Annotated in this window: 11 protein-coding genes; 7 read left to right on the plus strand and 4 right to left on the minus strand. The window is 45.0% G+C overall.

Features of this window, described 5'->3' with window-relative positions; all coding sequences use genetic code 11:
* The 6 genes from ABD892_RS14625 to ABD892_RS14650 all read left to right on the plus strand — a co-directional run.
* Positions 1–1336 (plus strand): TniQ family protein (locus ABD892_RS14625; protein ID WP_345196590.1); only part of this gene is annotated, 1336 nt, incomplete at its 5' end.
* 3 nt (positions 1337–1339) lie between these two features.
* Positions 1340–3391, plus strand: a complete 2052-nt coding sequence (locus ABD892_RS14630; RefSeq protein ID WP_345196592.1) for a hypothetical protein — start codon at positions 1340–1342, stop codon at positions 3389–3391.
* Positions 3375–4409, plus strand: a complete 1035-nt coding sequence (csy3, locus tag ABD892_RS14635) for a type I-F CRISPR-associated protein Csy3 (protein ID WP_345196593.1) — start codon at positions 3375–3377, stop codon at positions 4407–4409. Before ABD892_RS14630 ends, csy3 begins: the two co-directional genes overlap by 17 nt.
* Before the next feature lie 4 nt (positions 4410–4413).
* Positions 4414–5037 (plus strand): type I-F CRISPR-associated endoribonuclease Cas6/Csy4, encoded by a 624-nt coding sequence (gene cas6f, locus ABD892_RS14640; protein ID WP_345196594.1) that lies wholly within the window; start codon positions 4414–4416, stop codon positions 5035–5037.
* 793 nt (positions 5038–5830) lie between these two features.
* Positions 5831–7288: a sodium:solute symporter family protein gene (locus ABD892_RS14645; RefSeq protein WP_345196595.1), complete on the plus strand. Its 1458-nt coding sequence runs from the start codon at positions 5831–5833 to the stop codon at positions 7286–7288.
* A 144-nt stretch (positions 7289–7432) separates the two neighbouring features.
* A complete protein-coding gene (locus ABD892_RS14650; protein WP_345196597.1) occupies positions 7433–8731 on the plus strand; it encodes a hypothetical protein in 1299 nt (432 codons plus the stop codon).
* A 15-nt stretch (positions 8732–8746) separates the two neighbouring features.
* Here the strand turns inward: ABD892_RS14650 and ABD892_RS14655 are convergent, their stop codons facing one another.
* The 4 genes from ABD892_RS14655 to ABD892_RS14670 form a co-directional block, all read right to left on the minus strand.
* Complete coding sequence (locus tag ABD892_RS14655; protein ID WP_345196598.1) at positions 8747–9436, minus strand: pirin family protein; 690 nt, start codon at positions 9434–9436, stop codon at positions 8747–8749.
* Positions 9437–9555: 119 nt separating this feature from the next.
* The gene (locus ABD892_RS14660; protein WP_345196599.1) at positions 9556–10449 is read right to left on the minus strand and encodes a LysR family transcriptional regulator; all 894 of its coding nucleotides are present in this window, start codon (positions 10447–10449) and stop codon (positions 9556–9558) included.
* Positions 10450–10565: 116 nt separating this feature from the next.
* On the minus strand, positions 10566–11546 hold the full coding sequence (locus tag ABD892_RS14665; protein ID WP_345196600.1) for a glutathione S-transferase family protein: 981 nt from the start codon (positions 11544–11546) through the stop codon (positions 10566–10568).
* Positions 11547–11621: 75 nt separating this feature from the next.
* Complete coding sequence (locus tag ABD892_RS14670) at positions 11622–12050, minus strand: DoxX family protein (RefSeq protein ID WP_345196601.1); 429 nt, start codon at positions 12048–12050, stop codon at positions 11622–11624.
* 314 nt (positions 12051–12364) lie between these two features.
* Between ABD892_RS14670 and ABD892_RS14675 the strand changes: the two genes are divergently transcribed.
* Positions 12365–13054: a forkhead box transcription factor gene (locus ABD892_RS14675; RefSeq protein ID WP_345196602.1), complete on the plus strand. Its 690-nt coding sequence runs from the start codon at positions 12365–12367 to the stop codon at positions 13052–13054.
* The last annotated feature ends 66 nt before the right edge of the window (positions 13055–13120 follow it).

Consider the following 13120-nt stretch of genomic DNA (forward strand, 5'->3'; position numbering starts at 1 on the left):
CCAGAATCAGTGTTCAAGACTTACCAGAATGGGTGTTCAAGAGTTACCAGAATCGGTGTTCAAGTTGTGCCAGAATACGCAAAAGATACACAGGGCTTTAATTTCAATGCTTTTACTGCGTCCGAACCCGCTTCCTGATGAAAGCCTGGAGAGCTATCTTATTCGCCTTGCAGAGCTATATAGCTATACCCCAAATCAGTTAATTGGGCGGTTTCACATAATTTTGAATGAGAAGGATCAGAAATTAACCGGCGCATTACCTACAGACATATCACGGATTAATCTTTTTCATGCCAATATTTCATCAGCTTTGCGTTTTCAGTGTCTGGAGCTTTTGGCAGAAAAAGTCTGTAAAGGACGATTGCCGATCCTGCAACTTGCTGTGTATCGCTCCAGAACAAAGTACGCAGGAAGTGATAAATCACTACTATGGATTGGAATCGATATTCCCCGACGATTCTTCCGAAAGCACATTATTCCTGTGTGCCCAGCATGCCTTGCAGAATCAGAAGTACCTTATATTCCACAATATTGGCATTTGAATATCGTGCGAGCCTGTCCAATACATGGTTGTAAATTGCTGGAAATTTGTCCTGAATGTTCTGAAGCATTGAACTACATGCAGACTGGAAACCTTGAAAGCTGTGCCTGTGGGGCTGCCTATAAAACAATGCCTGTAGAAATGGCTGAAGAACCACTATTGAGCCTCGCCAAAGTAGTTTCATCACACGAAAGAGATCGCTGTACATCGGAAAACCTACTGTTCACTCTAGAAGATATTCACCAAATCTTTGGTGCTATAGTATGGTTTTTCCTATATGTTGCGGATGAGCGAGAAATCACCGATGATTCATTGCTGAAGTGCATAAGCTTCTTTAATAGGTGGCCTAGCCAGCTTGATAAGCTTTTGGAAAATAAGTTCGAGTCAGCTTTAGAGTGCAGTGATCGATTGATGTCTGCAACACCGTTCTATTCAATATTTGGAAATTTATTGGTAATAAGCAGAAATTTACCCAGCACTGCAATTTCCTATAATCCTATCCTGAAAGGCATTTTCAACTTTCTTGATCGAAGCATTCAAGCCAACAATCGTTCATCAGAACTAGGCTATCTGTTGCTCAATGGGTTTGAGGCTGGAGCACTGCTTGATACGACACAGGAACAAATAGCCAGGCTATTAGAAGAAGGTCGTTTACATACAAACATCCGTTTAAAGAGCCAGTCTAGCTTTGAATCATCTACTCCTCTATTCAATCTAAAAGATGTTTTTTATCTCTGGCTATCAGGCTTTCAGTCACGACTCTCTAACCGTCATTTGTACTTATCTGAATGGTGATTTATGGTCTCATTAGATGAGCTTATAAAAAATACAGTTCCTAAAGATATTGATATCACACTGAAAAAATCATTTTTGGATTTGAGCGATCCTGTAATCATTGATGGCAGAGAGCTTGATGTTATAGTCATTTTGACCAATTTATCATTAACAGGAAAAAAGGAGTTGCTGGATCGCGTTTCACTTGAGTACCTAAGTGATACGGATTGGCAGAATTCAGTATTAAAGCCTCTTGCCTGGCTACATACTCACAATCTGAAATACCCAAACATTAAGGCCGATGGATGTATTTTCTTTCCTCATTTGGTTTTAGCCAAGAGAAAGATTAAAGTTTTTGGTTATGCAAAAAACTCCAACCTGATCAATAAATGTAAGTTCATGATTACTGAGTTTTTCTGGAAAGACTCTGTAACCAGTCTCGTAGAGCAATTTGCCAAGTACAAGAATGAAGAATCGAGTCTTATTGATTTAATAGTTGAACATGGTTTTCCAAAAAATCGCACCTTAGAATTTACGCAAAAAAGCATTGAAGCTCTTGAGGTTAGGGTACCTGACTCTGTACACCGCGAATGTAAGCAAGCACGTTTCATAGAGAAAAATGGAGAGTTTCTTGCAATCACACCTGTTGTGAGGACAAGTAACCAAAGGATTATCCACAATCTAGCGAAAGAGCATAAAGTTAAAAGTACTATCATTTATCATCATCGCCCTACATCCTTAGGAAGCTATGTGACTGCATGTGGTGGTCGAGTTCGCTGTTTATATTATCCACCCAGATTAAGTCAGGTGGACAGCTCTATAGACCACCTAATCATCCAGTGGCAAACAAGAAAACATTTATTAAATGAACGTGCACTACTCAATAAGAAATCACTTAACATTCTATTTCAAATAGTCAGAGACGAAGAATACACGTCAACAGTTCAACATACTAAAAATAGCAAGCTCAGAAACAAACAAAATTTATATCATCTTCTTGAATCTTTGTTTTCAGAGATTTTTTATCTTCGTGGGAAAGGGCTAGATGAGATCCCCATGCTAGATAATCTATTAGATGAGACTATAGAGAAATCGGTAATAAATGAATGTTTTGATTTGAAATATGCTGAAAAGCATTTTACACGACAGGTAAACGAGATTTTGGAATATAGCAAGGAAGGGAAGCCATTAGCATATGAGCCTGCATTAATCGAGGCAATGGGTACTGGTATCAGGCATTGTTTATCAAACAAACGTGGATACCATAAGCCTGCTGCAGACTGTATTTACCTACACTTTGAAAAGCTAATGGCCTATGGAGCTAATAGTCAAAGTAATCCCTATCTGGTTGGGCTCCCTTCTCTGACTGCCGTAGCAGGTTTTGTTGATGCATTCATTATGAAACTTGGGGTAACTGAAGTTAAGCCGAAATTTGTAATTGCGCTTCGACAATTTGAATGTCGTAAAGGACACCCCTTATCAAGGCAGGTCTATCGGCAAAATAAGGTCAGAAATGGCGCAGTCATTGATAGCCGACACTGTGATTTTGAATTTGATCTCATCATTCGCCTGTCCAAACCAGATTCATCAATCAGTTTGGATAATCATAATCTCTTTCGTTGCCTACCAAAACGTTTTGCTGGCGGAGTGCTAGGATTTTCTATGCAGAGTCGCGAACAGAAAGGATTCAGGTACAAAACATGTCATATATATCATGATGAAGATGCACTTAGGCATGGAGTAAAAATTCTTCCTAGTTTTTTACGCTTTATTATTGGGGCAGATCAGGATTACATTTTCAATGATATAAATGAGTTATCTGACATATTAGAAAATTCTCATGAAATCATACCGGTTAATAAGGGATTTAGTTTTTTAGGTCTGCCTAGCCCCCGAGACAATGCTATTTCCAAAAAACATGTCTACTCAGAACCTGTCCTAGGTTTAGCTAAGCTGCTATCACCACAATCATTAATCACAAAAACAGGTATCAGAGAACTGGCTTTTTGGCAGCTTAATATTTCGGGAAAATCTGTTGAGGTCGTATCTGGAGATCATAATGATTGTGCTATGTAACCAATTATCGCAAATTCGATCACTGTTTTTCAGTCCTGGCTTTTTCTTCTGGACACATAAGAAAACTGGAGAAGAGATCCCTTTAGAAACACAAACAAGAACTACACTAGGTTTGAGAGATGGATTTTCGAAAGCTTATAAAAAGGATGGGAGCATAAAGAAGAATTTATCCCGTTTAGAACTTTCTTATGGTAATCCCCAAACCATTGACGAATGTATTCTTTCTCCTCTGACTGAGTTTGTAAGTGTCAGGTTTTCACTCCAGGTAACTGCATACTCGAGGGAGTTACATTCATGTAGTGACCCTGCAGTTCGAAAAGTATTAAAAGAATTTGCTTCTGCATGTGCACAATTCGGAATTTACAATGATCTGGCTGAGCGCTACTTGCTGAATATCTTAATGGGCCGCTGGTTGTGGTTGAATCAAAAGACAAAAAGTACGGAGATTAGCATCACAGACTTAGACGACAATTGTATTTATACGATTACAGATGTACATAAAAGGCGTAGAACAAATGACCTGTCAACCTTTGAGGAAAACTACAAAAAACTAGCTAACCGATTTTCCAAGGCTCTTATGAATGATAATGATTATTGGGATTTAGTTATAGAAGCAAGACTAAAATTTCGTGATTTTGCCGAAATTTTCCCCAGTCAGGTCTTCTCAGACGATGGCAAAGATAGGAGTAGAACATATGCAACTTATAAACATGGAGATATGAATCAGGTAATATTCACCTCTTATAAGTTGGCAGCCGCTATTCATACGATTGATGACTGGTTCCCAGGTGCAGACATGTGGTTACGAGTATCTGCCTACGGTTCTGATCGTCAACATTCAACTGCACATCGCCACCCTGAAACAGGCAATGATATCTATTCCTTAATGAAACATGCTGATGAGTTTACAAAACTACTTGAAAGTGGGGATCAGATCCCACACGAGACATTAAATAAAATACGTTATTTGGCCGCAATGATGGTTTGCGGTGGGCTGAGACAAGTGGGAGAGGAGTAATACTTTGAGATATTTTTTCAAAGCATATTTTTGTGATCCATCATCGGATTATTTCTTACTGGCAGCCAGGTGCCATAGGGTTTTGCACGGTTTCCAATGTCGGCATGATCTACGAATAATCGGTGTGACATACCCACAATGGTCGGAATACTCTGTTGGCAAGTGCATCGGTTTTATTTGTCAGGATGACAGAATATTAAATCAGTTCTCAACGCAACCTTTTTTCCATAGAATGCACCAGATCAATAAACTCAACTACTCATCAGTGCAAAAGGTTCAGGATGGTTTCCCTGAAGGACAGTTTATACGAATTCAGAACCCGGATAAATTTTCAATTGTATGGATTGAGCGGGAAAATAGACGTAGAGCTAAACGAGGTTTAGAGCCTTTTCAATCTGTTCCTAGATCAAGATCTATCCCCCACCATCATTCACTTGATGTAAATATTTTTCAGGATAAATTATCGGCAGGCAGTGGATATAGGCCTGATATCAGTACTGGAAAGCGGAAAAGATTTAATTTGCACATTCATAGAGAATGTATTTCCTCACAGCAATCCGGTCAGTTCAGTAGTTATGGTCTTTCTGGTGCATTTAATACAGGAACGGTGCCATTGCTTACTTCATAAGATAAATCTGCATAAAAAACTTCATCGAAACCATCATAACATAAATATTTATAAATCAACTAGTTATGGCATACGAAAAAAACATTGGTATTTCTGGGAAAATTCCCTAACTTGTTATTTACACAGGAGTTTTCGATCAAAATCTCTAGTATTCTGCCGGATAGGCAGCTGAACAGGACCCGCCATACGGGCTCAGCTTCATGGGGCGGTATTCTGCCGGATAGGCAGCTGAACAGTGACATTCAGGGCATACGGGAATCTGCATTTTGTGTTCTGCCGGATAGGCAGTTGAGCAAGAATGGGGTATTGAAGCATATCCTGAGCTAAGTATTCTGCCGGAAAGGCAGTTGGAATATCGGTGATGGAATGAATCCCATCACCGATATTTATTTTTTGCCAATATATACTTCAAATTAATTACATATTGCCATATTATTCTTTCTTAGCTCATTGTCAGGTATTGCTTCACATGCATAAAGTATTGATTTATATAGCATTGTGTTGTCACTTTATGCTTCAACCGACAGCGCTCTTTTTTTGATTTGTGCACCATAAGAAATTTCAAACCAATCAGAACACGAAAATCATTGATTACAAAATTAATAAATCATCTTTCATATCAATATGGGCAGATTAAAACGATTCACTAGAAACCAACAAGAAAACACTAAATCCATAAATATTTTCGCACTATTTAATTAAACACAAGACTTAGACACAGGAATATAACTGATCTAACCTCCTTGACGGATAAGACTCTTAACGCAACAGCATTTATCATCCGGAGTCACCGATGTCAGGTCTGGATATCGTTATCATTATTTTCTTTATCATTCTGAATATTGTTATTGGCATTTACTCCAGCAGAAACCTCAACAATTTCAGTCAATTTGCTGTTGGCCAACGTTCTTTTGGCACCTTCGCGATATTTGCCACCCTCTCAGCCTCTTTCATTGGTGGCGGATATACCTTGGGTAATGCCAAGAAAGTTTTCAATATGGGCATGATTTATGCGTTTGCCTTATTGGGTTTCAGTCTGAAAGAGCTGTTTATCGGGTTTGTGCTGGCGCCCAGAATGGATCGTTTCAGCGACTGTTATTCGGTCGGCGATATTATCGGCAAACAGTATGGCAAGATCGCCAAAATCACAACCGGCGTTTTTGCCGTACTGGTGTGCGCCGGCATCCTGGGCGCACAGGTCAACGCCATGGGGCAGATTATTGAGGCCTTTTTTACCATTGATCCGAAAATCGGCGTCTTGTTAGGGTTTGGCATCATTATCCTGTATTGCACGGTCGGGGGCATGCGCGCGGTTGTTTACACCGATATCCTGCAATTCCTGATACTTGTCATAGCATTGCCTGCGCTGTTCTTTATTGGATTGAAAACCGTCGGTGGTTGGTCTGAGGTTGTTGAAAGAACACCAGCCAGTTTTACCAATCCGCTGGATTTACCGAATTTCTGGGTCTTGTTCATTCCGTTGTTTCTGACTTTCATGTTCGGTGAATCAACGGTTCCCCCTTATATTCAACGCCTCATCATGGCGAAGCAGTCCAAGACCACCAAGCGGGCTGTTATTGCCAGTGGTTTTCTGTCGATACCGTTCTTTCTGATTGTGGGCGGGCTGGGCCTGATTGCCTTGCTGATCAATCCCTCCATTAACCCCAATCAGTCGATTCCCTACCTGATCAACGTGCTGCTTTCACCGGGCATCAAGGGCATTGTTGTGGTTGGCCTGATCTCTGTGATCATGTCATCCGCATCCGGCTTTCTGAATGCGGCAGCGATTTCTGCCATTCATGACATTATCACCCCGCTATCCAAAAACACGTTCACTATGCGCTACAGCCTGCTGTGGGCGCGCCTGACGACGCTGGTCGTTGGCATACTGGCACTGGTGTTCGCCTTTTCCTTTAATAATGTGATTGATGTACTTGTGTACGCCTACAACTTCTGGAGCCCGATTGTCCTGGTACCGCTTGTCGCTGTGATCTGCGGTTTTTCGGTCACAGCACGAGACTTCTGGTTTGGGGTTTCCTTTGGGTTGATAGCGATCACCGGCTGTCAATTGCAGCATGCAGGTTCCATCTGGGCGAATAATCCCGTTGTTATTGGTGTATTCGCCAACCTGCTAGGATTTGTCTGTAGTGGATTGTTAAGGGACCACACTTCATCAACAGAGCAGTCTTCTCAACCCAGCCGATTGCATAGACTGGGAACCCGCATGCTGGCTTTTTTCCACAAACCCTGACCCTTCACGTGCTGCATACTCCTGTCATTTCTTCCAGAATATGCAGCACGATCGACATTATCGCTGCAACAGGGCGAATGCGTTCTACTTTAGAGGGTAGGCAGTGCCGTTAACGCACTGTGCTTCCCAAACCGGAGTATGACGATGTCAGCCCACTTCAAGATCACCCAGAAGATCGCCAGAGCCTTTTGTCGCAAACTGTCCAACACACCACCACCGGTCACCAAATCAACCTCTGCCCAGCGCAGTGCGCTACGCCGGGGAGCCCACAAGGTGCATAAGCGGTTACGCTCTGCTTTCAGCCGACATCAAACTCAATCATCATCCGCGCCCCTGGTGAATGTTCCGACGCCGTCACGGGCGCAGCAGCTCAGGCAACGAGTCGGTCACCTGGCTGAAAATACCGATGCAGCCGGTTTCCGCGATGACTTCGCCCCCGACATTGTGGCGAACCTGGGCGGTATTGCCGATGACGTGATCGGCAATACCTTCAACACCTTCGCTGAAGACCTCAGCTTTGGTTCCATGGCCTTTCCGGAGCTGGACTGGGAAAGCCTGTTTGCCGGCGAAGACTTGGTGGGGAGCGCGAGTGTACTTCCCATTGGCGCATACGTTGGCGATATCTACGATTTAGTGGTGAATGCCAATGCCGCTCGTTCAGAGCCGGAAATCTTCACAAATCCCCTTGTCCAGCTGGAACTAGAACTCAATGACAGCATGGGTTTCCAGGATTCTTTCGAAGCATCAATCTTCAGGGATATTCAGCACGAAGCCTCTCCCCATGTCTTGTCCTATCTGAAACGACGACAAAAGAAAGATATTTTAGGGTCTGTGGTAACGCTGACAGGCACGGCTTTTTCAACGGTCACGCAGGTGAATGTACTCGCCACCATCAAACACGGCCATGCCGAAGCCCGAACCCTGCGGCACATTCACGAATTCCGAAAAATCGGTAACCAGATCGGCACGGAATTCCCCGAAATTAAAGGGCTCTGCAACAGTATCATCCGGATCAAGGCTGCCAAGGCCGCTAACCAGGTTTTCCAGATGATCAGCAACCTGATCCCCAATACGGCTATTGGGGCAGGTCTGGTCGGCGGCATTCCCAGCCTGATTGCCAATATCTATGTGCTTATGTACCAGCAGGAACTCAGTGCGCTCTCTGCCCGGCTGCATTATTTTGCATATTCCTACCTGCGGGGTATGGCGAGAACGGATGTCAACGCACAGCAGTTGCAGAAATATGCGTTTGCTTATGAGCTGTTTCGCGAATTCTTCCGCAAGATTATCCGGAATGAGCACGCCCTCAATTTGCCCATCAAGAAATCGTCAGGCGAACCACTGATAACACTTCGTCCCGCCGAAGATCTGCACAAGTTTGATAAATACATGTGGGAACCGGCCGGCTGGCAGGTCGTGCTGGATAAGCTGACACTGATTTGATGTCACCGCCTGTTGTTATGGCAAATCAAACCATAGCGCTTCGAAGCCGTCGTCTTCAGCAACAACCGTCAACGTATCAGAGGTAATCACACCAACACCATCGCCTGCCTGCAACGTTATTTTCTCTGACGATGCCAGCCCACGGATAACCTGCAAATACCCCTGCCGAGATCCGGCCTCCAAGGTCTTTGACTCACCTGCTGCCAGCCGCAACCGATACAGACTCGCATTCTGATGAATAGGCAATGAATTGGCACGACCATCCGGTGTCACCAGCGGCGTCAGTTGCCCGGTCTGTTCAATATTTGCCTGTGCATAACCGGGTTTAATGCCCTGCACATTGGGCTTTATCCAGATTTGCAGAAAACGCAGATTATCAGTGCAGGACGCATTGTATTCAGAATGGAGGATACCGCTGCCCGCACTCATACGCTGGACTTCACCGGCAGGCACAACGAAGCGGTTGCCGAGACTATCCTGATGCTCGATAACGCCTTCCATCACATAGGAGATGATCTCCATATCCCGGTGGCCATGGGTATCAAAGCCAGCACCGGGGGCGACGGTATCGTCATTGATCACCCGCAGGACGGACAGCCCCATATGCCGGGGATCATAGTAAGAACCAAATGAAAACGTATGGCGGCTGTCGAGCCAGCCGGTCTGCTCATGGCCACGGCTGTCGGCGGGTCTGAAGTAATCCATGGTTTGCCTCCGCTATCATTTAAATCACTCGCTATCTGTGATTTAAAGCGATGACAACCCGAAAAAAAATTACTGTTTTTGGCACCTAATATTTCATTATTTCGAATGGAATGACGACCTCAATCAGCGGCCAGATCCTGCGTCTGATAACGTAATTCACCCAGGAACGTACGCGCTGCAGGACCCAGTCGATCAGCATCACGGAAGTTCAGGTACAGGCTGGCACTGCGCCGCTGAGCCTGTTCCAGCGGCAGGGGCGTGAGTCGTCCATCTTTTAGATATTCGTCGATGGATGATTCTGGCAACCAGGCAAAGCCGAATCCCTTGCTGACCAGATCAATGGATGTCCCCATATGGCTGACAGTCCAGCGCTGTTCTGCACCTAACCAGCCGGCATCAATCTGAGTATCCAGGGCGGAATCCCGGATAACAATCTGCCGGTGCGCCTTCAGGTCTTCATAGGTCAGTTCACGACCCTGATGATGCAGGGCATGGTTGGGGTTGGCGACAGCGACAAAGGTAACCCGGCAGATCTCTTCATTCAGGCCGTCCGGTATGAGTAAAGGCGTCAATGCGATATCCGCCTTTCCCTGCTCCACCAGCTCATTGGCACCGGAAAGAATGGTTTCCATCAACTCAATGCGCAACAGGGGGTACTGCGCCGAAACAGCATTCAGAACGTTGTACAGTACTTCCTGGGGAAAAGCGCCATCCACGGCAATGTTGAGGCTGGTTTCCACACCGGCACTCAAGGTGCCGGCGACCGCCTCAACTTTCATGGCTTCTTCCAACAGGTAGCTGGCACGGCGCAACATAAGTTCACCGGCTGCCGTCAGTTCCGCCTTGCGCCCTTTGACCTCCAGCAGTTGGACACCCAACGCATCTTCCAGCCGATGTACGGCATGATGAATGGTCGACTGACTTTTATGCACGGCCTGCGAAGCCTGGCTGAAACCGCCATGATCCACGACAGCCTTGAACATCCGCCACTGCTCAAGTGTTGTTTTTAACATGCCAGTTCCACCTGTTGGCTATTTTCACGATTTCCTGAAACCAGATTATCTGGCAAACACAAAAAACGGCGAGAGGGTCGGCTCTCACCGTTGTTACCTGCATTCATGCAGTCAATCTACGACAGCCGCCCTCTTTCATGCGGACGATTGTAATCAATCACTGGCCCAACCGGCACTATCCGGGTGGGATTGATCATGGTGTGGCTGAAATAGTAATGGCGTTTGATGTGATGAAAATCCACCGTTTCAGCCACACCCGGCCATTGATACAGCTCTCTCACGTACTGGCTGATATTCGGGAAGTCCTCCAGCCGCTGGCGATTGCATTTGAAATGACCATGGTAGACCGCGTCGAACCGGATCAGCGTTGTGAATAACCGCCAGTCCGCCTCTGTCAGGGTTTCACCCATGAGGTAACGCTGTTGAGACAGTCTATCCTCAAGTTGGTCGAGTGATTTGAAAATCTCGTTGTAAGCTTCTTCATACGCGCTTTGTGTCGTCGCGAACCCACTCCTATACACACCATTATTAATGCTGTCGTATATCCATTCATTAACGCTATCAATCTCGGTAGCCAGATTTTCGGGATAATAATCATCCGTGTTACCGGTCAGACCATTGAATGCGCTGTTAAACATCCGAATGATCTCGGCAGATTCATTACTGACAATGCGGCCCTGCTGTTTGTCCCACAATACCGGCACCGTGACGCGTCCGGTGTAATCCGGTTTGTTGGCCGTATACACCTGATGAAGATAGTCAAAGCCCTGCAGCGTATCGCCGGTACTGCCTTCTTCTGTTTTGAAGGACCAGCCCTTTTCCAGCATATCCGGACTAACTATGGAAACAGAAATGTGCGGTTCAAGCTCCTTCAACTTGCGAAAGATCAGGGTACGATGCGCCCAAGGACAAGCCAGTGACACGTACAGATGATAACGATCGCTTTCCGCCTTAAAACCGCCTTCACCGGTCGGCCCCGGCTGACCATCCGGAGTCACCCAGTTGCGCAACTGAGCGCTCTCACGTTTAAACGCTCCATCGCTTGTATCAGTGTCGTACCATTGATCGTGCCATTGTCCGCTGACCAGTAAGCCCATGCTGAATACCCCACTGTCTGACCTGATTCACAGGCTGACGCAGGCCAGCCTGCCATTGAAGGTTTGTATTACCTGTTACTTGCGACGCTTGGCGTCAATACTGAACTCACCGGCGCCATGGGCCGCCAGCACCAGGAAACCACCCGCCATGGCAATATTCTTGAAGAACAGCAGGAACTGCATCTGGTCAGCCAGGTTGTTGTGATAAAGCAACGCCGTTGCCACACTGAAACCGGCGAACGCCAGGGCCGCAAGACGAGCCTGATAACCCACTACCAGCAATATGGCACCGATTACTTCAAAGGCAATGACCAGCGGCAGCAATTCAGCCGGCAGCCCACCGCTGGCCAGAAACTGGGCATTAGCATCGTAATACTGGATTTTGTTCATACCAGCCAGCAGGAAAATCACCGCCAGGCCGACACGCCCGAGAAGATCAACGATGGCAGTCAATTTTGCAGTGTTGCCGGTTTCTGCAGTATTCAGCAAGGTTTGGGTTGTCATGGCTGTGCTCCTGTTATTGGCTCAACTGTTATCTGGTTGTTATTTGATGCTTTCAGGAGTGAGTTTAACCACACAAAATCGAATGAAAATTATATTTATTAACTGAAACCATTCTAATTTTTAGAAAAATAAGATAAGACATTATCCTATTCAAAAGTGGTCATCGTAAAAAACACTGACGGTTATTCATCTGGACAAAATGCTGTTGATTTCATCCAGTTATTGCAACCAAGTTGTTATAAACAAAGAAAGTCCAAAAAATGCATTTTAAAATAGAAACTCATCGTTATTAGATGGTCGATTAAGGATTCGAGATGGCAAATCCAATACTTCCGATCGGGGAAGTCACAGGTTCCTTCTTGCAACAAGAAGCTACGACATCCTCGTCATCAATAACCTATGCGGACTCAGGCATCGGGTATTTAAGCGTTATTGCTACATCAGGCGCAGGAGAAAAACAATTGGAAGATTTTGATCTTCAAGAAGATAAAGCGCTACAGGAATTGTTTCCTGAATATTCATTAGCGGGTATTCACATCAAAAAAGAGCCTGAGGATTTTGCTGACGCCCTTCAGTCATTAGCGAACAGTGGATTAAATACGCCACCTTCATCAATAACCATTAAATCTGAGCCATTGGAAAATATCTCAATTGATGGACATCCATATACTATGGAACAGTTACTGGACAGCCATCCAGACGATTTCCAAGCCCCTCAGCCATCCGGCGTCAGATTCACCTACAAAAATGCCATTATCTCATGCCTTCAGGGGGGTAAAAAACTCACACTTCAACAACTGTACCAAGCGCTTGAAACAAGTTTCCCTGATATCACCGAACTCCCAGGCTGGAAAAATAGTATTCGCCATAACCTATCTCTCAACAAGAAGATTTTTATACACTCCAAAAAAGAAGCAGGTGAATCAGGAAAAGGAGGGTATTGGAGCCTAACTCAAGACTGCTTCATTGCAGTAAAAACGAGTCGTCCTGCTAGGGGCTGTTGACGTTTCATTGAAAGCCTTGAACCAAGCCTGAAAATCCGCAGTATGTTGCTACCGCTCATGCTTTCA

Source organism: Kistimonas scapharcae (assembly GCF_039540975.1).
In the GTDB taxonomy this organism is placed as follows: Bacteria; Pseudomonadota; Gammaproteobacteria; order Pseudomonadales; family Endozoicomonadaceae; genus Kistimonas; species Kistimonas scapharcae.